This is a genomic window from Acetobacter sp. DmW_136 (assembly GCF_008690365.1).
Lineage (GTDB): Bacteria > Pseudomonadota > Alphaproteobacteria > Acetobacterales > Acetobacteraceae > Acetobacter > Acetobacter oryzifermentans.
Map to the genome: position 1 here is coordinate 37066 of NZ_VHON01000006.1, position 21719 is coordinate 58784.

The 21719-nt window shown below is 53.7% G+C and carries 24 protein-coding genes and 2 tRNA genes; 17 read left to right on the forward strand and 9 right to left on the reverse strand.

Annotated elements, in window-relative coordinates; genetic code table 11:
* Positions 1 to 80 precede the first annotated feature (80 nt).
* From FKW31_RS02070 to FKW31_RS02080, 3 genes are read left to right on the forward strand one after another with little or no spacing between them, the layout of a single operon-like run.
* Positions 81 to 995, forward strand: a complete 915-nt coding sequence (locus tag FKW31_RS02070) for a bifunctional methylenetetrahydrofolate dehydrogenase/methenyltetrahydrofolate cyclohydrolase (protein ID WP_150177413.1) — start codon at positions 81 to 83, stop codon at positions 993 to 995.
* Entirely contained in the window at positions 992 to 1741 is a 750-nt protein-coding gene (locus FKW31_RS02075) for a methylenetetrahydrofolate reductase (RefSeq protein ID WP_006116792.1), read from the forward strand. The genes FKW31_RS02070 and FKW31_RS02075 overlap by 4 nt, the downstream gene beginning before the upstream one ends.
* A gap of 59 nt (positions 1742 to 1800) precedes the next feature.
* Positions 1801 to 3903, forward strand: coding sequence for a hypothetical protein (locus tag FKW31_RS02080; protein WP_150177415.1), 2103 nt, complete (start codon positions 1801 to 1803; stop codon positions 3901 to 3903).
* Positions 3904 to 3967: 64 nt separating this feature from the next.
* Here FKW31_RS02080 and FKW31_RS02085 read toward each other — a convergent pair whose 3' ends face one another.
* Both FKW31_RS02085 and FKW31_RS02090 read right to left on the reverse strand, forming a co-directional pair.
* Positions 3968 to 4468 (reverse strand): kinase inhibitor, encoded by a 501-nt coding sequence (locus tag FKW31_RS02085; RefSeq protein WP_150177417.1) that lies wholly within the window; start codon positions 4466 to 4468, stop codon positions 3968 to 3970.
* A gap of 19 nt (positions 4469 to 4487) precedes the next feature.
* Entirely contained in the window at positions 4488 to 4700 is a 213-nt protein-coding gene (locus FKW31_RS02090; RefSeq protein WP_003624836.1) for a hypothetical protein, read from the reverse strand.
* Positions 4701 to 4869: 169 nt separating this feature from the next.
* Between FKW31_RS02090 and queA the strand changes: the two genes are divergently transcribed.
* The 7 genes from queA to FKW31_RS02125 all read left to right on the forward strand — a co-directional run bounded on the left by queA (position 4870) and on the right by FKW31_RS02125 (position 11114).
* Complete coding sequence (queA, locus tag FKW31_RS02095) at positions 4870 to 5946, forward strand: tRNA preQ1(34) S-adenosylmethionine ribosyltransferase-isomerase QueA (protein WP_150177419.1); 1077 nt, start codon at positions 4870 to 4872, stop codon at positions 5944 to 5946.
* A 1-nt stretch (position 5947) separates the two neighbouring features.
* The gene (gene tgt / locus FKW31_RS02100) at positions 5948 to 7108 is read left to right on the forward strand and encodes a tRNA guanosine(34) transglycosylase Tgt (protein ID WP_063353363.1); all 1161 of its coding nucleotides are present in this window, start codon (positions 5948 to 5950) and stop codon (positions 7106 to 7108) included.
* Positions 7109 to 7120: 12 nt separating this feature from the next.
* The gene (queG, locus tag FKW31_RS02105) at positions 7121 to 8221 is read left to right on the forward strand and encodes a tRNA epoxyqueuosine(34) reductase QueG (RefSeq protein ID WP_150177421.1); all 1101 of its coding nucleotides are present in this window, start codon (positions 7121 to 7123) and stop codon (positions 8219 to 8221) included.
* Positions 8218 to 8463 carry a ribbon-helix-helix domain-containing protein gene (locus tag FKW31_RS02110; protein WP_063353361.1) on the forward strand — a complete coding sequence of 82 codons (246 nt, stop codon included), beginning with the start codon at positions 8218 to 8220 and terminating at the stop codon, positions 8461 to 8463. Before queG ends, FKW31_RS02110 begins: the two co-directional genes overlap by 4 nt.
* A 79-nt stretch (positions 8464 to 8542) precedes the next feature.
* On the forward strand, positions 8543 to 9370 hold the full coding sequence (locus FKW31_RS02115; protein WP_063353360.1) for a TerB family tellurite resistance protein: 828 nt from the start codon (positions 8543 to 8545) through the stop codon (positions 9368 to 9370).
* 244 nt (positions 9371 to 9614) lie between these two features.
* A complete protein-coding gene (locus FKW31_RS02120; RefSeq protein ID WP_026019323.1) occupies positions 9615 to 10463 on the forward strand; it encodes a VacJ family lipoprotein in 849 nt (282 codons plus the stop codon).
* Between the two features lie 27 nt (positions 10464 to 10490).
* Positions 10491 to 11114, forward strand: a complete 624-nt coding sequence (locus tag FKW31_RS02125) for a phospholipid-binding protein MlaC (RefSeq protein ID WP_006116783.1) — start codon at positions 10491 to 10493, stop codon at positions 11112 to 11114.
* A 57-nt stretch (positions 11115 to 11171) separates the two neighbouring features.
* On the opposite strand, the gene FKW31_RS02130 is transcribed toward FKW31_RS02125, so the two are convergent.
* The 3 genes from FKW31_RS02130 to FKW31_RS02140 all read right to left on the reverse strand — a co-directional run bounded on the left by FKW31_RS02130 (position 11172) and on the right by FKW31_RS02140 (position 13631).
* Entirely contained in the window at positions 11172 to 11675 is a 504-nt protein-coding gene (locus FKW31_RS02130; protein WP_063353359.1) for a GNAT family N-acetyltransferase, read from the reverse strand.
* A gap of 123 nt (positions 11676 to 11798) precedes the next feature.
* On the reverse strand, positions 11799 to 13478 hold the full coding sequence (gene ettA / locus FKW31_RS02135) for an energy-dependent translational throttle protein EttA (protein WP_089178424.1): 1680 nt from the start codon (positions 13476 to 13478) through the stop codon (positions 11799 to 11801).
* A gap of 79 nt (positions 13479 to 13557) precedes the next feature.
* A tRNA-Ile gene (locus FKW31_RS02140) sits at positions 13558 to 13631 on the reverse strand.
* A gap of 156 nt (positions 13632 to 13787) precedes the next feature.
* Between FKW31_RS02140 and ppa the strand changes: the two genes are divergently transcribed.
* From ppa to FKW31_RS02160, 4 genes are all read left to right on the forward strand, one after another.
* Positions 13788 to 14315 carry an inorganic diphosphatase gene (gene ppa, locus FKW31_RS02145; RefSeq protein ID WP_006116780.1) on the forward strand — a complete coding sequence of 176 codons (528 nt, stop codon included), beginning with the start codon at positions 13788 to 13790 and terminating at the stop codon, positions 14313 to 14315.
* Between the two features lie 161 nt (positions 14316 to 14476).
* Positions 14477 to 15295, forward strand: coding sequence for a class III extradiol ring-cleavage dioxygenase (locus FKW31_RS02150; RefSeq protein WP_063353357.1), 819 nt, complete (start codon positions 14477 to 14479; stop codon positions 15293 to 15295).
* An 82-nt stretch (positions 15296 to 15377) separates the two neighbouring features.
* On the forward strand, positions 15378 to 15986 hold the full coding sequence (locus tag FKW31_RS02155) for a YceI family protein (protein ID WP_150177423.1): 609 nt from the start codon (positions 15378 to 15380) through the stop codon (positions 15984 to 15986).
* Positions 15987 to 16135: 149 nt separating this feature from the next.
* Positions 16136 to 16212: transfer RNA gene (locus FKW31_RS02160), tRNA-Asp, on the forward strand.
* Between the two features lie 97 nt (positions 16213 to 16309).
* Here FKW31_RS02160 and FKW31_RS02165 read toward each other — a convergent pair.
* Together FKW31_RS02165 and FKW31_RS02170 are read right to left on the reverse strand one after the other, a co-directional pair.
* Entirely contained in the window at positions 16310 to 16837 is a 528-nt protein-coding gene (locus tag FKW31_RS02165; RefSeq protein ID WP_150177425.1) for a carboxymuconolactone decarboxylase family protein, read from the reverse strand.
* Between the two features lie 203 nt (positions 16838 to 17040).
* Positions 17041 to 17583 carry a peroxiredoxin gene (locus FKW31_RS02170; RefSeq protein WP_063353355.1) on the reverse strand — a complete coding sequence of 181 codons (543 nt, stop codon included), beginning with the start codon at positions 17581 to 17583 and terminating at the stop codon, positions 17041 to 17043.
* A 180-nt stretch (positions 17584 to 17763) separates the two neighbouring features.
* Here FKW31_RS02170 and FKW31_RS02175 point away from each other — a divergent pair, with 180 nt between their 5' ends.
* The 3 genes from FKW31_RS02175 (at position 17764) to FKW31_RS02185 (ending at position 19645) form a co-directional block, all read left to right on the forward strand.
* Positions 17764 to 18723: a hydrogen peroxide-inducible genes activator gene (locus FKW31_RS02175; protein ID WP_089178421.1), complete on the forward strand. Its 960-nt coding sequence runs from the start codon at positions 17764 to 17766 to the stop codon at positions 18721 to 18723.
* A gap of 111 nt (positions 18724 to 18834) precedes the next feature.
* Positions 18835 to 18960: a type B 50S ribosomal protein L36 gene (ykgO, locus tag FKW31_RS02180; protein ID WP_003625637.1), complete on the forward strand. Its 126-nt coding sequence runs from the start codon at positions 18835 to 18837 to the stop codon at positions 18958 to 18960.
* Positions 18961 to 18964: 4 nt separating this feature from the next.
* The gene (locus FKW31_RS02185; protein WP_150177427.1) at positions 18965 to 19645 is read left to right on the forward strand and encodes a hypothetical protein; all 681 of its coding nucleotides are present in this window, start codon (positions 18965 to 18967) and stop codon (positions 19643 to 19645) included.
* 24 nt (positions 19646 to 19669) lie between these two features.
* Here the strand turns inward: FKW31_RS02185 and FKW31_RS02190 are convergent, their stop codons facing one another.
* Both FKW31_RS02190 and FKW31_RS02195 read right to left on the reverse strand, forming a co-directional pair.
* Complete coding sequence (locus tag FKW31_RS02190) at positions 19670 to 20551, reverse strand: prephenate/arogenate dehydrogenase family protein (protein WP_193562028.1); 882 nt, start codon at positions 20549 to 20551, stop codon at positions 19670 to 19672.
* Between the two features lie 7 nt (positions 20552 to 20558).
* Positions 20559 to 21650 carry a lysylphosphatidylglycerol synthase domain-containing protein gene (locus tag FKW31_RS02195; RefSeq protein WP_063353351.1) on the reverse strand — a complete coding sequence of 364 codons (1092 nt, stop codon included), beginning with the start codon at positions 21648 to 21650 and terminating at the stop codon, positions 20559 to 20561.
* Positions 21651 to 21719: the final 69 nt, after the last annotated feature.

The window sequence follows — 21719 nt, forward strand, 5'->3', positions numbered from 1 at the left end:
AAACGTTGTCGTTTGGCGTTTTTTTGCGTATGCCCCGGCTTGAAACTCCACACGCTTCTGCATGACCAACTGGCAGCTCCATGACCAACGCATCTTCATCCTCCCTTCCCTCCGATCATCAGGCTTCCCTGATTGATGGCAAAGGCTTTTCCGCCAAAATGCGCCAGAATATCCGAGAGGATGTTCTGGCGTTTCACGAGAAACATGGCGTAACACCCGGTCTGGCGGTGATTCTTGTCGGGAATGATCCTGCCAGCGAAGTGTATGTGCGCAACAAAGCTGTGCAAACCCACCATGCCGGCATGCGCTCCTTTATGCACATGCTGCCCGAAAATACATCGGAAGCTGAACTTCTGGCGCTGATAGACCGCCTGAACAAAGACCCCGAAATTCACGGCATTCTGGTACAGCTTCCCCTGCCAAACGGGCTGGATGGACGCCGCGTCACCAATGCCATTCTGCCTGAAAAGGATGTGGATGGGTTGGGGGAAATCAACGCTGGCCGTCTGGCGGTGGGCCTGCCCTCCCTTATTCCCTGTACACCACTGGGCTGCCTGTTCCTGCTGCGTGATCAGCTCGGGGATATGAAAGGCCAGCACGCCGTAGTTATCGGGGCTTCCAATTTGGTTGGTAAACCCATGGCCCTGTTGCTGCTGGCAGAAGGTTGCACGGTTTCTATTGCACATATCCACACGCGCGATACGGCGGCACTGGCGCGGGAAGCCGATATTCTGGTGGTGGCCACTGGCTGCCGTGAACTGGTGCGTGGGGATTGGATTAAACCCGGCGCTACCGTGATTGATGTTGGTATCACCCGTATCAAAACCGATGATGGCAAAACCCGCCTTGTAGGCGATGTAGCGTTTGATGAAGCTGTTAAAGTGGCTGGCCGCATTACCCCGGTGCCGGGTGGCGTTGGCCCCATGACAATTGCCTGCTTGCTGAAAAACACGCTCACCGCAGCCAAATTGCAGCTTGAGGGGAGTGCAGAATGAGCCTTTCTCGCCTTTCGGTTGAGCTAATTCCGCGTTCTGCGGAGGCTCTGGCGGCAGATGTAGCCACAGTTAAAACCACTTTTCCCGCAGCAGATACGCTAAATATTCCTGACCTAATGCGCTTTCCCCTTCGCAGTTGGGATGCCGCAGCACTTGTGCGCCCACAGTTTGGAAACGTTATTCCGCATATCCGGGCCATAGATATTGCGCCGGATGCGCCTCTGCCCGGAGCAGATCAATCAGGGTTGGAAGAAATTCTGATTGTGCATGGTGACCCACCGGCAGATCTCAGCCACCGCACATACCCCAACAGCACGGAAAGCATTATCCGCCGCTACCGGCGTGAAGCTCCGCACCTCAAAGTCTATGCAGCGTTTGACCCATACCGCCGCGCCCCATGGAAAGAGCTGGAAGATGTGGCCCGTAAAAAAGAAGCCGGAGCTATTGGCTTTTTCACGCAGCCCGTATTTGACCTGAAGCTGTTTGATCTGTGCCGGGAATGGATGCAGGGCGAATGCGTATTTTGGGGTCTTTCCCCCGTTATTGGCCCCAAATCACGCTCTTACTGGGAAACAACAAATCACATTGTTTTCCCGCGTGATTTTTCCCCCACGCTGGAAGCCAACATCCTGTTTGCACAAACGGTACTTAAAGAACTAGCGCAGGAAAAAGGCAAAGCCTACCTTATGCCCGTACGCATCAAGCTGGAACAGTATCTTCCTGCCCTGCTTGATGCCGTAGCATAAAAGCCGTGCAATTTTCCTGTATTATTCCCACTTACCCGATCGTTTTATAGGATCAGCCCATGCCGTTCTATCTTCTCTCCTGGCATGGCGCACTGGTGGGGTATACGGGCTTGCGGCTGCATCCTGTTTCCTTTGCACAATCCTTTATGCGTGGCACAACTCCAGCCACGTTAGATGAGCAATCTGCGGCGTTAAATCCTGGTGGAACGTTTACCAAAGCAGAAGCTATAGAAAATTTTGCAGGCCGCCCGCTTATGTCTATCCGGGCAGGCAAAGGCTATCTTTCTAGCCGAGACCAGAATGTGTTCGATGTTGTACCGCTTTGCGCTACATGGGAGCACTTTCTGCTTTTGCCGCCAGAGCTGCTTTCCGTCCTGCGCGATCTTACGGAACAGGAATGGTATAATGGTACACGCTTTGTTGGGCGCGCCACCTGTGCAGAGCATCATTTGCAACTGGATGGGCGCAAATGGCCTGCAGAGCAACTTCAGGCCGAACGCACAAAAGACGCCATAACACTCTGGAGCGATACCACCCCAGAGAAGGTAACATTTACTATCTGCCCCTCCCACGCTCTATCTGGGTTAATGGAAGATGCCCTGCATCTTTTACAAACAAACACTCTACGCCCCACCACAACACCGTGGGCCACATTGGATGATCTGCGCGAACAGATTTTACGCTTAAGCGTTACTCCGCGTGATACGGCCACATGCGTACAATTGGCGCGTTTGTGCGCTCTTTTTGGACAATGGGAACTGGCAGACGGGTTTTTAACCATTGCGCGCCAGCATGATACACGCCCCGAACTGCAATGGATGGCCGCCATTCTGGCCTTACGCACCAAAAACTACGATACCGCCGCCACGTTAATGGAGCAGTCTCTTGCCACGCGTTATCCTGATCGCGACATAGGCACGCTACTCGCCCCATTAGTGGCACGGCAACAGGCCGGAGAATGTGCTCTTTTGCTGGTACCTAGTGCTTTAAGCAATATGGGGCTACCGGCTTTTGAAACACCATTTGAGGCGCTTTTGGTGCCTATGCGCCTTTCATCCAACAATGGCCCGGACATCCGGCGCATCTATAGCGCCCTGTTTGAACAAGCGTTCCAGAAACTGGATACAGAAAGCCGTTTGCGCCTTTTAACGGCGGAAGCCCGGTTAAATGGTCTGAGTTGGTGGGAAGAACTGGGCATGGGCCATACAAGCTGGTTGGCTGGCCTACAGGCAGAAGCAGATACGCATTACGCCATTGCCCGCAAACTGGCCTTGCAGGATAACATGGCCCCGGCTCTGTATGATCAAGGGGTGTTTTCATGGTTAAGCACGCAGGAATGCGGGCGCTTGGCCAGCCGCGCTATACCGGATGTAACGGGTGTAGCAAACTGGCAATGGCACTTTAGTATACCAGAAGAACGGCCTTCTACCTGCTTAGCCTTTGCCTGTACAGCGCAACATTTTGATCTGGTTCCGGGGCTTGTGCTTTCCCTTATCCATGCCTGCCGAGAAGACCGTTCCGCGGGCCAAATCCAGATCTGCCTTGGTGTTGCAAACCCAACTGTGGATCAGCTTACCTTTCTCTCCACTCTTTCAGAATGGTTGGAAAAACATTCCACAACATTGCGACTCAGCTTTGGGTATGGTGAAACAAAATCAGATGCCGCTATGCTGGAACCCGCATTACGGTATCTGATCCTACCTGATATTGTCGCCCAGTTTAGGGTGCCCGTTTTGATAGGAGATTGCGCAGGCTATTTTCCTGCCAATTTTGTCAGCCTGCTGCGAGATATGAAAGCCCATGCAACATATGGCTTTGATCTGACCCAGTTTGATGACAACGGCCACCAACAATACGGCGCACCGTGGAGCATGAATACGGCTTTGGCCTATTTTGGCGAAGCCGAGCTTGTGCCCGCTATTGCCGCCTTTATGAGCGATTACTTGAATACAGTATGCTCACCAAGCAACCCGTATCATACAGACATGGATCGCTGCGTATTAGCTCAGACATTTCGCCGCTTTGTGGCTTCTCGCTGGGCGCAACTTTCCATCCGGTTCTTAAATGATGGGCCACCCCTTCTGGTTATGCCGCAGCATGAACACACAGGGCTTGTAACGCCGGATGATGTTTTAAACGATCTTAAAGCCTATGCGCGCTAGGCAATTCCAGCCATTACCATGCTCTTTCCCTGAACCTTTTATAAAAGGTTCAGGGAAGAAACGCTTAATCGCGGGAACCACTACTACCATATAAAGCCGTCAGGCTGGCAGAAGCCAACTTGTGGTGGTTCACCATAAAACCAACCAATGCCGGGCTGGAATCTGCCTGCACATCCAGCGTAGGAACGTCCAGCGCATAAACTGTAAAAACATAACGGTGCACGCGCCCTGGTGGCGGAGCAGCGCCACCATAACCGGGCACGCCAAAATCTGTACGCACCTGTAAAGCGCCTTTGGGCAGCTTATCTCCGGCAGAACCTGCGCCTGTTGGCAGTTCTGTAATAGTGGCGGGAATATTCACCACCACCCAGTGCCACCAGCCCGAACCGGTTGGAGCATCTGGGTCATACACCGTTACCACAAAGCTTTTGGTGCCTGCTGGGGCATCTTTCCATTCCAGCGCGGGGGAAAGATTCTGCCCATGCTGCCCCATACCGTTATAAACCTGCGCCTGTGGCAGCGTATCACCATTTACAAAGGCAGGGCTTGTAAGAACAAATGCCATAAAAGCAGCTCCCGTGCTGTTACCAGTTACGGCTGATCAACCAGAATTCTTCGGATGTCAGCGTAACGCCTGCCTTGGATTCTGCTGCTGCTTTGGCCAGAGCTTCAATCCGTTCAATCATAATAACCTTACGCTGGTGCGCTTCTGTGGTTTCATCACTGGTTTTCAACACACCCAAAGAAACTTCAGCGGCCTTGGCAACACGTGCGGCATCCAAAAGAGCGTAAGACATAAATTGTCATCCTTTAAATATCTGTTCACCGGAATACCCTCCGGCATGACTGAAAAAGAAATCTGGCCCCTAAGCTTCCTCTCTTCAACCCCCACAGGCTACATGCCACCTGCAGAACTGCACCTTTACCTCTGGTCTTGGCCCAGCCTATTGCGTAAACGGTGCCATCATGAGCAGTGACCGCACCGAAGATTTTGATTTCCACCTTCCAGAAAGCCTGATCGCGCAGGAACCCGCCCGCCCGCGAGAAGCCGCGCGCCTTCTGGATGCCACACAGCCTAGCATATTTGCTGACCGGCATATCCGTGATCTGCCCTCGCTTTTGAAGCGGAGAGATTTGCTGGTTGCAAACAATACGGCCGTTATTCGTGCCCAGTTGCATGGCCTGCGCGGAGAAGCCAAAATTGGTATTACGCTGGATCAGATTCAGCCAGATGGCAGTTGGCATGTGTTGGTGCGTAATGCCCGCAGACTCAAGGTTGGTGACATTATTGCATTCCCCGGTGTGCAGGACATAGCACGCGTGTTGGCGTTAGAGCCCGGCGGGGGGGCAGTGCTCCACTTTAGTGCGGAAGGGGATGCTTTTGATGTATTCCTGCAAAAAGCCGGTGCATTGGCACTCCCCCCCTATATTCATCGCCCCGAAGGGCCAACTGCGCAGGACACCAGCGATTACGCCACCATTTTTGAGCGTAACAAAGGTGCTGTGGCTGCTCCCACCGCTGGGCTGCATTTTACGCCAGCCCTGTTGAAAGCTGTAGATGCCACAGGTGCTCAGCGCTGTACGCTCACCTTGCATGTAGGAGCTGGCACCTTTTTGCCAGTGCGGGAAGCCGAGATTTCTGAGCACAAAATGCATTCAGAACGCGGGATCATCACCCCGGAAACAGCAGAACGTATTAACGCCACCCGTAAGGCTGGCGGGCGTATTATTGCCATTGGCACCACCAGCCTGCGCCTGCTGGAAACCGCAACCGATGAAAACGGCATTGTGCACCCGTTTGATGGCACAACCTCCATTTTCATTCGGCCCGGCTATCAATTCCGCGCAGTGGATATGCTGCTCACCAACTTCCACCTGCCACGCTCTACGCTGTTCATGTTGGTTTCCGCCTTTGCGGGCGTCGAACGCGCGCGGCAGATTTATGCCCATGCTGTTGCCAGCGGTTACCGCTTTTATTCCTACGGCGATGCCTGCCTGCTGCGCTGCGCCCATTCCATCCACGCCCCCACCTCGGAACAGTAAAATGACCCGCTTTAACTGGACGTGTGAAAGCACAGATGGCGCTGCCCGCGCTGGTATGCTGCACACAGCCCACGGCCCTGTAGCCACCCCTACCTTCATGCCGGTTGGCACAGTGGGCACGGTAAAGGCCATGACTATGGATGCCGTGCGCTCTACAGGTGCAGGCATTGTTCTGGGCAACACCTATCACCTCATGTTGCGGCCAGGGGCAGAACGCATACGCGCTCTGGGTGGGCTCCATAAATTCATGGATTGGTCCGGACCGATTCTAACAGATTCCGGGGGATTTCAGGTGATGTCCTTGGGTGCGCTGCGGCGGCTGGATCAGGATGGCGTCACCTTCCGCTCTCACATCGATGGTTCTGAACATCGGCTCACGCCGGAAAGTTCAACAGACATCCAGCACGCACTGGATGCCACCATCACCATGTGTTTTGATGAATGCCCCGCCCTGCCCGCACCGCCAGAAGCCATTGCAGCTTCCATGCGGCTTTCCATGCGCTGGGCTGCACGCTCCCGCCAAGCCTATGTACAGCGTGAAGGGTATGGTCAGTTCGGTATTGTACAAGGTGGTACAGAAGCGGATCTGCGGGCGGAAAGCGTAAAAGCGCTCACCGATATCGGGTTCGAAGGCTACGCCATTGGTGGCCTAGCGGTAGGCGAAGGGCAAGAACTCATGTTCGCCACGCTGGACACCACAACCCCCATCATGCCGCAGGACAAACCACGTTACCTTATGGGCGTAGGAACCCCCGATGATCTGCTTGGCAGCGTGCAACGTGGCGTGGATATGTTTGACTGCGTGATGCCTACCCGCGCAGGCCGCACTGCCCGCGCCTATACCGAGCGCGGCACGCTAAACCTGCGTAATGCCCGCCATGCCACAGATGCACGCCCTATTTCTCCACACTGTGACTGTCTGGCATGTTCACGCCATAGCCGCGCTTATCTGCACCATTTGTTCCGCGCCAATGAAATACTCGGCCCCATGCTGCTAACATGGCATAATATTGCCTATTATCAGCGCCTGATGCGCCAGATTCGGCAGGCTATTGTTGAAAAACGGCTGGATGCACTGGCCACCGCTTTACGTGCAGAATGGGCAGCAGAGGATTGGACGGAAGATGAAATGCCGCAACCCGCTATTCCACCTGTTCCCTGAATAAGTCTTTCTATGATCGCCCCTTCCGCGCCTGCGCTACAACCTGTTGCACCAGCAGCAAGACTGGCGGAAAAAATACGCATAAAGGCGCTGGAACTTGGGTTTGATGCCATAGGCTTCTGTCCCGCCCATCTGGGGCCAGAAGTGCGCGCACGGCTGAAAGATTTTTTAGCCGAAGGGTATCATGGTGAAATGGGTTGGTTGGCAGACCGCACGGAACAGCGCAGCCAACCCACGGCCTTATGGCCAGAAGCCCGCAGCGTTATTGCGTTAGGCCTGAACTACACACCGGCAGAGAATCCGCTAAGCACACTCCACAATCGCACATGCGGAAATATTTCCGTGTATGCGCGCCACCGTGATTATCACGATGTTGTTAAGGGTATGCTAAAGCATCTGGCCCAGTTTATCGTGCGCGAAGCCCGCATGGTGCTGGATACAGCCCCAGATGTGAAAGTGTTTGTTGATACAGCCCCTGTGGCGGAAAAACCTCTGGCCACACAGGCCGGGCTAGGCTGGCAAGGCAAGCACACCAATCTGGTGTCTCGCCAGCACGGAAGCTGGCTCTTTCTGGGCGAAATCTACACAACGCTGGAACTTCCAGCCTCTGCCCATTCTGGGGGCAGTTGTGGAAGCTGCACCCGTTGCCTGAACGCATGCCCTACGCAGGCTTTTCCGGCCCCTTATCAAATGGATGCACGCAAGTGCATTTCCTACCTGACCATTGAACATGCAGGGCCTATTCCACTGCCACTCCGCAAAGCCATTGGCACACATATTTATGGTTGCGATGATTGCCTGGCCGTATGCCCGTGGAACCGCTTTGCCCAGATATCTCGCCACATCAAGCTGCAACCAAGGCCAGATTTGATAACACCAGAACTGGCCACACTCAGCCAACTGGATGATGCGGCTTTCCGTGCCATGTTTTCTGGCTCTCCTATCAAACGTATCGGACGCAACCGGTTCATCCGCAACGTGCTGATAGCCATTGGCAATTCTGGCCATCCGGATTTGCTGCCTTATGCACAAGCATTGCGGCAAGACCCAGATGCGGTTGTGGCGGAAGCAGCAGATTGGGCCACGCAGCGCCTGACGGGAGATGCTGCTTGAGCCGCCATTTACGCAAACGCAGCCTGATTCTGGCAGGCCATGATACCAGCGTGGCGTTAGAACCAACCTTTTGGGATGTGCTGGAAGATATAGCCAACCAACAGGCACAAACACTGCCGCAGATGGTTACCAAAGTGGATGCCGCACGCTCACCCGAGCAATCACTAGCCTCTGCCTTACGGGTTTATGCACTGGAATGGCTGAAACAGCAGCTTACCACTCATGCGATTCCCTCTGCCTGAAAGCAACGCAGAACTGCTGTGTCCGCTTAAAGCATCAGAGATGTTTGGGCAGGCTGCCAGAACGTGATAAACTGTTGATATGGCGATCTGGGGTAAAATTTTTGGTGGCGTAGCCGGTTTTGCCGTAGGCGGGCCGGTTGGCGCAGCGGTTGGCACAGCACTCGGCCACGCAGCAGATACAGGTGCGATTCTCCAGCCTCCAACAGGTGGCTGGAGCGATAAATGGGCTGCGCGCGCAAGGCCGGATCCTAACGGGGCTGCTACCTTTGTGGCTGCCAAACTGGCTGCGGCCCTTGGCAAGAAAGAACAGCTTTACGGGCTTTCCTGCGTTATCCTTAGCGCCAAACTGGCTAAGTGTGATGCGCCCGTTAACCGGCGAGAAATCAACGCCTTTAAATCTCGTTTTCGCGTGCCAGATGAAAACATGCGTGAAGTTGGACGCCTGTTTGATATGGCACGCCAACGTACGGATGATTACGAAGCCTTCGCGCGTGAACTGGGGCAAGTTTACGCAACAGATAAACGCCCGTTGGAAGACCTGATGGGAATTCTGTTTACCATTGCGCGCGCCGATCTGGCAGCGGATGAACCCTTGGCTCCTGAAGAAGAGCGTTTTCTCAAACGGGTACATGCCCTGTTTGGTTTAAGCCGTGGCGCGTGGGAACGTGCAGCCCACGGGCGTTCCACCCCAGCCATGGCCGAAGATGATGCCTATACTGTTATGGGTGCCTCGCCAGATCTTTCAAATGAAGAACTGCGTGCCTTGTGGAAGAAACTGGTGCGGCAGTATCACCCGGATATTCTGTTGGCCCGCAATGCAAGCGCCGTTGAAATTGAAGCCGCATCCGTTAAAATTTCACGCATTAACGCTGCGTGGGATATCATCAAGCGGGATCGTGGCCTCTGATTTCAGGATTCTCTTTTCTTTTTGAAGCAAGATAGGAAGTGCGACTTTCTGGCAACAGATTGCACAAAAATCTCTCACTCTCCTGTCAAAGATCGCACACACAGGTCTATTTTACGCCCCTGTTTGTTATGCAAGTAAGCCCTGCCATTGCGCCGCTGGTTTCTCGTGGTAGAGAAAGCGACAGCAATTGGCCTGCATTCAGCATGGGCCAGACGGTCGTCACAGAGCAAAGGTAAAGGTGGCAATGATTTCAGGACGGAACGGCTCAAGGCTCCGCCCTCGCGCGCAGGCAAAAAAAAGTCAGACGCGGGAAGGTTCCTCGGCACAGCGCCGTTTTCGTTTGGGCACATTCTGCCTGGCCGCCACTTTGCTGGGTACGGCAGGATGCAGTGCTATTAAGGCACCCGTACCCAAAGACCCGGATGCTCTGGCTGAATACAAGGCGGCGAACGACCCCTACGAACCGTTGAACCGCAAGATGTTCAACTTAACCATGAAGTTCGATAAATGGGGCCTGCGCCCCATGGCCAAAGCTTACGTGTGGGCCGTGCCACGCCCGGTACGTAATTCATTGGGCAACCTTGTCAGAACCATGAACGAACCCTCCGTTTTCTTTAACGATGTGGGGGCAGGCAAGCCACGCCGCGCAGGTGATATGTTTGTGCGCTGGTGCGTGAACATGACAGTGGGCTTGGGCGGTTTGATTGACGTGGCCAAAATGGCCGGATTCCCGCACCATGATAACGATGCTGGCATGACACTGGCTAACTGGGGCATTCCTGCGGGGCCATATCTGTTCCTGCCAATGGGGCCATCTTCTATCCGTGATGGTATTGGCTACGCCATTGACCAAGGCCTTTCCCCATGGGACTATGTGCCACGCGGGTACGGGTTGGTTAGCTTTAACTGGGCTTATAACCTGTTTGGGGTTGTGCATGCCCGTTCTGAGCATTTGGATGAACTAGACGCGTTGGAGCGTGACGCGCTGGATCCTTATGCTACGATTCGTAGCGCCTATCAGCAGCAGCGTCGGGCGCAGGCTGAAGCCATCAAGAATGATAATCGCGCGACCGTGCCAGACTGGTACCATTAAGAAAAACAGCCAAAAGGGTACACAGACATGAAATTTCTTTCAAGCCGCCGTGTTATTCTGGGTGCCTTTGCCCTGCTTTGCGCTGGTGGCCTTTTTTCCGCTCCCGCTCGTGCTGCGGAAAACGCAAAACAATTTATTCAGGTATTTGGCAACCAGCTTGTCGCTATCGTCAACAGCCCTATTCCGCTGAGCGAAAAGAAAGAGAAAGTTCTGCCGCTGGTGCAGAAAAACGTCGATATTGATGGAATCGGCCGCTACTGCCTGGGCCGTTACTGGAAAACAGCCTCACCAGACCAGCAACAGCGTTATCTGGGCCTGTTCCATCAGGTTCTGGTGAACGCCATTACGGACAAGCTGGGTGAATACCGTGGCGTAAACTTTACGCTGGGGAATGTAACCAGCTCTGGCCCAGATGAATACGCCGTGGACAGCACGCTGATGCGCCCACAACAGCCTGCGGCCGCCATGCAGTGGATTGTTAGCGAAGCCTCTGGCAGCCCCAAAGTGGTGGACGTAATTGGTGAAGGTGCAAGCCTGCGCCTAACGCAGCGGAATGACTATTCCTCCTACATCGCACGTAATGGCGGTAACGTAGGTGCCCTTCTGGATGCATTGCAACGCCAGTTAAGCCACCACACAGCGGCCAACTAACGCACAAATAGAGTTTTCGGTTTGTAGAAAAAGGCGTTCCCTCTGGGAGCGCCTTTTTTATGGCTTGGGCCAAACACTTTCATAAACCAGCATTGTTTGGCCATCTCTTTGAAACGTTTCTTCCACCCGCATACCAATACCACCCAAAATGGTGCGGGACGCCACGTTGCTTTCTGCTGCAACGGCTATCACTTTATTAATTCCGGCATCATGCGCAAAGTTAAGCGCAGCACTTGCGGCTTCTCGTGCAATACCTCGACCGCTGGCCCACGGAAAAAGCGCAAAGCGTAAGGCAAAGCCACGCCCATCGGGCCGATCATGAATACCGGTCATGCCGACAAAGCGGCCTTTTTCATGAATGGTAAAAATACCTACCCGATGGCAGGCCCAGAAAGCGATATCATCCGCCATTTCCAGTTCCGCCTGCTGGCGGCTACGCACGCCACCCAACATGCGGCCAAAGGCACCGCCATCTGCTTTTAGGCGCACCATATCTTCCATATCCCGCCATGTTACGGGCTTAAGCAGCAGGCGCGGAGTTCTAACAGAACGCGAATCCACAATTCACGCCTTGCAGCAAAGGAAAGGCAAAAGCCCTTCCTCTAATTCCGCATGCTGCCGGTAATACATGGTGCCTTCATCAAGATAGGAGCCCAATAAATTAAGGGCTCCTATTAACCCTACTTAGCGGGCCAGAGGTTTGTACTGGATACGGCCAGGTTCTGTCGCATCTGGCCCCAGACGGCGGCGTTTGTCTTCTTCATATGCCTGGAAGTTCCCTTCAAACCATTCCACGTGGGAATCGCCCTCAAAGGCCAGAATATGCGTTGCCAGACGGTCCAGGAACCAGCGATCATGCGAGATCACCACTGCGCAACCGGGGAATTCTGCCAGCGCATCTTCCAGCGCACGCAGGGTATCCACGTCCAAATCGTTGGTAGGTTCATCCAACAGGATCACATTGCTTTCCTGCCGTAGCATCTTGGCCAGATGCACGCGGTTGCGTTCACCACCAGAAAGCACGCCAACCTTTTTCTGCTGATCAGAACCTTTAAAGTTAAAGGCCCCAACATAAGCGCGTGAAGGCACAGCCCGCTTACCCAGATAGATAACATCCGTGCCGCCGGAAATTTCTTCCCATACGGTTTTATCTGCATCAAGATCATCACGAGACTGATCTACGTAACCAAGCTTTACGGTTTCACCAATTTTCAGCGCACCCGCATCCGGCTTTTCCTGCCCGATAATCATTTTGAACAGGGTAGATTTACCAGCACCGTTCGGCCCAATAACACCCACAATACCACCCGGCGGCAGCTTGAAGTTAAGGTTATCAATCAGCAGGCGCTCACCAAAGCCTTTGGTGAGGTTTTCGGCCTCAATAACAGTGCCACCAAGGCGTGGGCCAGGTGGAATAACAATGTCCGCAACGCCGCCAACTTTTTCAGCACTGGCCGCCAACATTTCCTCATATTTGGTAATACGGGCCTTGCTTTTGGTCTGGCGTGCTTTGGGGCTAGCATTAATCCATTCCTGTTCCGCAGCCAGTGCACGCTGGCGGGAACTTTCTTCCTTTTCTTCCTGTGCCAGACGCTTGCGCTTCTGCTCCAGCCAAGAGGAATAGTTGCCTTCGAACGGAATACCGCGGCCACGCTCGATTTCCAGAATCCAGTTGGTCACGTTGTCCAGGAAGTAACGGTCATGGGTAATAACCATAACGGTGCCATCGTAATCCTTCAGCGTGCGCTCAAGCCATGCAACACTTTCGGCATCCAGATGGTTGGTTGGTTCATCCAACAGCAGCAGGTCGGGCTTTTCCAGCAGCAGACGGCACAGCGCTACGCGACGACGCTCACCACCAGAAAGCTTATCTACCGGGCTATCTGCGGGTGGGCAGCGCAGGGCATCCAGCGCAATATCTAGCTTGCGGTCCAGCTCCCAACCATCACCGGCATCAATCTTTTCCTGCAATTCGGCCTGTTCAGCCAGCAGGGCATTCATTTCCTCATCTTCCATGGGTTCGGCAAAGCGGGCGGAAATCTCGTTAAACCGATCTACGGCCTTTTTAAGATCACCAAAGCCCAGAGCCACGTTTTCGCCCACAGTCAGCTTAGGGTCTAGCTGCGGTTCCTGCTCCAGATAGCCAACACGCACCCCTTCTGCGGCCCATGCCTCACCACCGAATTCCTTATCGATGCCGGCCATGATTTTCAGCAGTGTGGACTTACCTGCACCGTTCACACCCAAGATACCAATTTTGGCACCCGGCATGAAGGATAGCGTGATGCCTTTAAACACTTCACGCCCGCCGGGATAGGACTTTGTCAGATCCTTCATGACATAAACGTATTGATAGGATGCCATGATAATGAACTCCCGTAATGCGGATGGGTAAGATTAAAGGGCGGGTGCGACCACATCGGCGCAGCAAGCTGTTATCGCCTGCGCCCGGCAGGACTTGAACCCGCAACCAAGCCGTTATGAGCGGCCCGCTCTAACCAATTGAGCTACGGGCGCGCAGGCGGGTTCCTGATTACGCAACCTGAGCGATTTGGCAAGGGTTTCTATGCTGAAAACTGCCAGTTGGCATGAAAAACGCATTACTCTTGGCAAGCGGGCATCTGCCAGATAGGGTTTGCCGCCTTTAATTTTTCAGCTCTGGAGCAGTCTTCAATGGACGTTTCAAAACTTTCCCCCGGCAAAGATGTGCCGTTTGATATTAACGTCGTGATCGAAATTCCGCAGGGTTCTTCTGTCAAATACGAAATCGACAAGGAAAGCGGCGCCCTTGTGGTGGACCGTTTCCTGTTCACGCCCATGGCTTACCCTACGGCTTACGGCTTTATCCCCAACACGCTGGCCGCTGATGGCGACCCAACGGACGCTCTGGTGCTGACGCCGCACAATGTTGTGCCCGGTTGTGTGATTCGCGCCCGCCCAATTGGCGTTCTGAAGATGGAAGACGAATCCGGTCAGGACGAAAAAATCATCTGCGTGCCGCACGATAAAGTGCACCCACAGTTTACCAAGGTGCAGAGCGTGGACGATCTGCCGGAAATTACCGTGCAGGCCATTGAGCACTTTTTCACCCGCTACAAAGACCTTGAAAAAGGCAAATGGGTGAAAGTGACCGGTTGGGGCACAAAGGAAGAAGCAGGCGAGTTCATTGTGAAAGCTCTGGAAGCTGCAAAAGGCAAATAAACCGCCTTTGCACTCTGCTTGACAAAAAGCTGCGGCGGCTTCTGCCCCGCAGCTTTTTTTCTTGCCTCATACCCTATGCAAAAACAGTTTTCCTAGAATAACAGCTTATCAAGCGCCCCCTTCGCCTCCAATATGAAGCACGGATATTGGAGAAAAATAGCATGCCCATTACGGGGTCTTCCCTTCCCTCGCGCCAACCCGTTCTCTTTCTTCCTCATGGTGGTGGCCCATGCTTTTTTATGGATTGGCCCAATACGTGGGACAAAATGGCGGCGTATCTCCGCAGCACGCAAAGCACCCTCCCCCGTAAACCCGATGCCATTGTGGTGGTTTCCGGCCATTGGGAAGAAGACATTCCCACCATTACGGCCGCGCCCAATCCATCCCTGATTTATGATTACTTTGGCTTTCCGCCACATACCTATCAGCTACAATACCCAGCGCCCGGCAGCCCTGAACTGGCCCAAAGTGTTTGCAATCTTTTGCACGCAGCCGGCATGCCATGCGCCACAGATGACAAACGCGGGTTTGACCACGGTGTCTTTATTCCCTTCATGCTGGCGTTTGAAAAAGCTGATATCCCGATTGTGGAACTCTCCCTGCTAAAAAGCATGGACCCTGCCGCCCACATTGCTCTAGGGGCCGCGCTGGAGCCTTTACGTGCCCAGAATGTGCTGATTATTGGCACAGGTATGAGCTATCATAACCTGCGCCACTTCATGAACGGTTCCCCAGCCACCAATCAGGCTGCACAAGAATTTGATACATGGCTGGAAAAAGCAGTTACAGCCCCGCCAGTTAAGCGCGATACCCAGCTTGTGCACTGGGCCGCTGCCCCCGGCGCACGTATTTGCCACCCGCGGGAAGAACATTTGCTGCCACTTATGGTGGCAGCAGGCGCTGCCGGGCAGGATGAAGGGATTCGCACTTATAGCGATACCGTTTTGGGTAAAGCGCTATCTGGTTTCCGCTTCGGTTAAAGGCCGTAAAAACTTACCGGCAACTTTCTGTTTGCTCAGGAGCTATCCCTCTCAAAGCCCTCGTTTTTAAAGGAACAAGCTTATGAGCACTTTTTTCTCGCGCCCTGTCCTTATGATTGCGGGATTAACTTTTGTTCTCTCCACGGCTCAAGCTGCTCCAGCCTTTTCCGCTGTTGAACAAGGGAACTACGCTGTAGATCCCAACCATACGCAGGTGGTGTTTTCTGTACTCCATCTGGGCTTTACCAATTATTCCGGCTTTTTCTCAAACGCATCGGGCACGCTTGCGCTTGATCCCGCTCAACCGGAAGCATCGCGGCTCAGTGTCTCTATTCCCACTGACAGCGTCCTAACCCCCAGCACCAAGCTGACTAACGAACTCAAAACCTCTGAATGGCTTGATGTGGCCCACTACCCCAAGGCTGAATTTGTTTCCTCCAAAATCACACCAACCGGAACAGACACGGCTGATATTGAAGGGCAATTTACGCTACATGGCATTACACAGCCACTTACCCTGCACGCACGTTTTATAGGCGCAGGGCAAAACCCCATGAACAAAACCTATACTGTGGGCTTTCAGGCTACGGGAGAACTGAAGCGCAGCGCCTATGGCATAAAAACCTATGAGCCCTTGGTGGCGGACAAGGTGTTGCTTTCTATTGCCGGAGCATTTGAAAAGGCCAAATAAGCCATTCCTTTCAAAAGAAATTGCCATTTTTTTGCGCGTAGCACGAGAAATTCTTCCTGAAATGAATTTTTTTATGAAAACCCTGTTGCCAAACGCGAAAACATCGCTATAAAGCGCGACATACCAACGCACGAAAGCGCGTTGAAACTGCGGGTGTAGCTCAGTTGGTTAGAGCGCCGGCCTGTCACGCCGGAGGTCGCGGGTTCGAGCCCCGTCACTCGCGCCACTTTATTTCCTTAAAAACTTATTTCTTTTTGGAACACAAAGTGGTGCGTCCTGCTTTTGTCCGGCTGCCAAGCAGCCGGAAGCAAGGCTTTTCAGCTTCAATCACCTAAAGCACTGGAACCTTGTAGGGTAACTGCAACAGCATGCACAGTTGCGGCAATACGTGCTGCTGTTTGCACGGCAGATACCCCTAATGCCTCGCGCACGATTTTTTCATGGCTGGTCACACACAGATCACATCCATTGATTACAGAAACAGCCAGACACCACAGCTCAAAATCAGCTTTTTCTACGCCCGGCTTGGCAATCACGCTCATGCGCAACTGCGCAGGCATCTGGGAATATTCACCACCTGCCATATGCACAAAGCGGTAGTAAATGTTGTTCATGGCCATAATGGCATTAGCAGATTTGGCTGCCGTAAGAGCTTCTGGTGAAAGTGTTGAAGCAAACTGCGCCACAATAGCTGATGTAACTTCATCATTCCGCGCGGCGAGTGCAGATGCCACAAATGTGCCAGCCAACTGCTGCGGTGTGAGTGTCACATCATTAACCAAAGAGCTGAGATTCAGCCGCAGATCCTTGGCATAATCGGGAATACGATCCTTGATTGCATCAATGGACATAGCATTTTCCAATATTCAGGTTGTTCGGAAAAATCAGACGCATAGCGCCAGCACGGTTTTTGCCGCGTAAGCTGCACCATTATCTGGCGCAGTTGGTAACCACATCAGGGCCACCGCCTCCCCCTTTATGGAAGAAGGCAACGGGTGGCATATGCCACCCGCACCGCCTCATCCGCCCCATAGGCCGGATGAAATTTTCAGGCTCAGACTTTAATAAAGTCGTCACCCTTCTTCCAGTTACAGGGGCACAGTTCGTCGCTCTGCAGGCCATCCAGAATACGCAGGATTTCCTGTGGGTTACGACCAACGGACAGATCGTTGACGGATACGTGGCGAATCACGCCATGCGGGTCCACAACAAAGGTAGCGCGCAGGGCAACGCCGGCTTCTTTAGCCAGCACGCCTGTGCCTTCTGTCAGCTCACGCTTGATGTCAGCCAGCATCGGGATCGGCAGATCCTTCAGGTCATCATGATGCAGGCGCCAGTTAAGGTGCACGAACTGGCTATCGATAGACACACCGTACACAACGGCATCGCGATCAGCGAAGTCTTTAGCCAACTTACCGAAAGCCACGATTTCTGTCGGGCAGACGAACGTGAAGTCCATCGGCCAGAAGAATACGATCTTCCACTTACCGGCATCGCTCTTGTCAGAAATCTGAACGAATTCGCCCTTCAGGCCTTCCGGGCCACCAGGAACGGCGGTCAGATCAAAACTTGGAAATTTATCGCCAACTGTCAGCATAATCTTGCTCCTTATAGCTTGGCACACACCATGCAGCACCAACGTGCCACCGGCTGTGTTGTCCTGTATGGCGCGGCTTTTTCATTTAAGCCAATGAATATTTTATATCAAAATCATTGAATTATTCGATGAAATGCCGAAGATTTGCCCCTTAGATACATTGCATCAGGAAATCATACCGTGCTGCCGCTGCCTTCTGCCCAGCAATTACGCTATCTGATCACCCTTTCAGAACTGCGCCATTTTGGGCGGGCTGCCGCTGCCTGTGCAGTCACACAATCGACCCTTTCCGCCGGTATTATGGCGCTGGAACGCCAGCTTGATGCCCCTTTGCTAGACCGCACCGTGGGCAAAAAAGTGGTATTCACCCCTTTGGGGCACGAAATTGCACTCAAGGCCCGACAAGCACTGGCGGCACTGGAAGCCGTGCCGCAATTGGCTGCCGCTGCCCGCACACCGCTAACTGGGCCGCTACGAGTCGGCATTATTCCCACCATTGGGCCATTTCTGATTCCACAATTGGTGCTTAACTTGCGCGAGCACTTTCCGCGCCTTCTGTTGTCCATTACGGAAGACACGACCGAACACCTGCTGGAAAAACTCTCCCTCGGCCAGTTAGATACACTGGTGGTGGCCATGCCCTGCCTGTGCGATGGCACAGAAACACACCCATTATGGCAAGACCCCTTCCGGGTGATTATGCCACCAGACCACCCATTTTCTGCCCTACCTGCCGTACCAGCCTCTCAATTATCCGAACACAACATGATCATGATGGAGGATGGGCACTGCCTGCGCGATCAAACTCTGGCCATTTGCCGCCAAAGCCCGAGCCGGAGCGGATCTGAAGGAGAAAGCGACTCCACCTTTACCGCCATGTCTCTCCACTCCATGGCAGAAATGGTGGAACTGGGGTTGGGCATTGCCATTATGCCCGAACTGGCCATTCATGCAGGCATTCTGCGAGGCCATAATCTTATAGCACGCCCTCTTACCAGCGATCTGGCGCGGCGTACCATTGGGCTGGCGTGGCGGCCAAGATCTCCCCGCGCAGCAGATTTTCAAACACTTGCCACAACTTTTGCGGCACTGGCCCCACCTGCAACACCCTCGCGCAAAGCAGAAAATCCACCTGAATGATGAGAAAATGCGCCCAGAAATGCGAGAAATATTGACTCTCACGCACGCACCCGGTATGTGCCGAGCCAACTTATTTTGTACGTCCATCAGCATCGGCGGAGAAAACGGGCCATGAAAATCAGAAACAGCCTGAAGTCGGCCAAAGTGCGCGATAAAGACTGCCGTGTAGTGCGTCGTCGCGGCCGGGTTTATGTTATCAACAAGAAGAACCCTCGCATGAAAGCTCGTCAGGGCTAATCTCATGCATCATCCGGCCCTTTTTGGCTGGTTGAACACGCATGTCATGCGTAAAACCCGTTCTTCCGCTTGTCGGAGGAGCGGGTTTTTGTTTGCCAGCATCTGCGCAATGCATATGGGCCTTCCGGCTACAGGATGGACGCAAACCACCACACCACCAGCCACCCCACCAGCACATGCCGCATCACAGCATTCCAGCAGCATTGCAGAACAAATAAAGCAGCTTTCCACGGCATTGGCTCACGCTAAAACACCAGAGGAAGCGCACACCCTGCAAGAACAACTGGAGGCCCTCCGTTCGGCCAAGCTTTCCCCCACCACACAACTGTTGGTTCGTCGGGCAGAAAAAGATCTGACAACCGATAAACCAGATGATGCGGTGGAAGACATAGGCGATGCACTGGCCCTACAGCCCGACCAAGCCATTCTGTGGCGCACACGCGCCCAAATGCGCCTTGTGGCGGGAGATCTTAAAGGAGCCATCGCTGATATAGGCGAAGCCTTGCAGCGCGATCCGCTAGATGCGGAAAGCTGGAGCCTTCTGACCAGTGTTGAAGAACACCGTAATGATGGCATAGCCGCCCTGAAAGCCTGGCAGAAAGTGCTAGAACTCAGCCCCATGACAGACCGCAACCACAAACGGCTGGATGCGCTACACATCAAGGCCTACGGGCAGCCGACCTGATTTTTAAGCACGCAGGTCTGGCCTTTAGGCCTGTTTGTTCTCGATCAGACTTTTGCGAATTTTGCGGCCCCGTTCAATCCGATCCACAATGTAATCGGAATCTTCCCATCGGATAGCGCGCGCCATAGCCTGCGCATCTTCCATAAACCGACCCAGCATTTCCAGCAGAGCTTCACGGTTGGAAAGAAAAATATCCCGCCACATAATGGGGTCTGAAGCTGCAATACGTGTAAAATCCCGGAAGCCGGATGCAGCAAAATCCAACACCTCAGACCGGGTTTCACTCGCCAGATCATCTGCCGTGCCGCAAATGGTAAAGGCCAGCAAATGCGGCAAATGGCTAACAATGGCGCAAACACGATCATGATGCGCGGGTGTAATTTCCCGCAAGCGGGCACCGCAGCGTTCCCACAAGGTGCGCATTTTTTCCAACGCCTCTGCCGTAGTGCAGTCTAACGGCGTCATCAGGCACCAGCGATTCTCAAATAAATCTGCCAGCCCGGCATCTGGGCCAGAAAACTCTGTGCCTGCCATAGGATGCGTGGGCACATATGGCACATCTGCCCGTAGTGAAGGCCTGATAGCCTCAATCACAGACACCTTGGTAGAGCCCACATCTGTCAATATTGCGCCGGGCTTCATGGCCGGAACAACCTGTGCAGCTACTGCGCCCATAGCGCCTACTGGCACACACAGCATCACGCAATCAGCCTGCGCGGCTGCGGCTGCGGCATCTGTTGTCACCTCATCCGCAATACCTAGCTCTGCCACACGGGCACACACATCCGGGCTCTGATCCACTGCTATAAGTTTGCGAACCAGATTTCCCTCCGCCTGCGCACGCCGCAACACGGAAGATCCGATAAGCCCTGGCCCAATAACAGCCAGCGTATCAAAAACAGGCACAGTATCCTCAGCCAAGGTGAGTATCCTTCACCACTGAAGAAGCGGGAGGATACGCTGCCTTGTCCTCATCAGTTTTATTATTGTTCCGTAAACCGTGCATTTCCATGAACTGCCATGCCAACAGAACAGGAATACCGATGATGATCTCACGCCCACGCCGCAGCAAAGAAAGCCCAAGTGAGACAGAAGGATCGATACCAAAAGCATGGCCCAGCGCCATATAGGCGCCTTCCTGCACACCCAAACTACCGGGCACCAGAAATCCTAAAGACATAATGGCGCAGGTTACACCTTCCACAGCAACGGCATTGGGGAAGGAAAGATGTGCACCCAGAAAACGCGCCGTTAGCCAAAGCATAGCTGCGCTGCCCAGCCACCCTATAAAATGGTACAGCGCAGAGCGGCAGATATGCCACGGGCGGCTCCATGCCGCTTCCATCTGCTCTTGCAGATCATCAGCGCCTTGAGTCAGGTTTTCGTGCCATTGGGAGGCAAGGCTGCGGGTAAATGTTCCACCAAATTTGCGGAATAGATTACCACCATGCCGCTGGGTCCAGATAAACCCGGCTGTGCCTGCAATCAGGAACACCGCACCGCACACTACGGGCACAACAAACGGGCTGGAACGCTGATGCGCCACCAAAAAAGCAACGGCCAGCAGCACAAACGCTACCTGCCCCATCACTTCCGTGGTGATATCTACCAGATTGGCGCAAGCTGCCTCTGGCAACGCCACTTCCCGCTTATCGCCTTTATAAAAGCCATGCGACGAGCATGTGGCCCGAATCCCGATAACAATGCCACCGAGCTGGGAAAAAGGCAGGCACGTTGCTGCGGCATCGCGCACCATGCGGGCGGATAGCAGCCTAAAATAGCCCAGTTCGGGAAAAGCGGCATGCCAAGCCAGCCCCAGAACGCCATCTACCAGCAACTGGCAGCATACCATTACAAGAAAGCCGCCCAGACCTATACGCATAACGGCATGCAAAACGGAATCGAAACCGCTCCATGCCATTGCTGCCGTAACGGCCACAAGCCCGAGAAAAGTAAGAAAAACCGTAAGCTTCTTCAAGGCCCCAGCTCTGTTTGTCCAGCACACCCAAGGCCCTTTGCCATGTGGTAAAAAGCAAACGGCGCATCAGTGTGTGTGTGTGATTGGTTCGTCCCC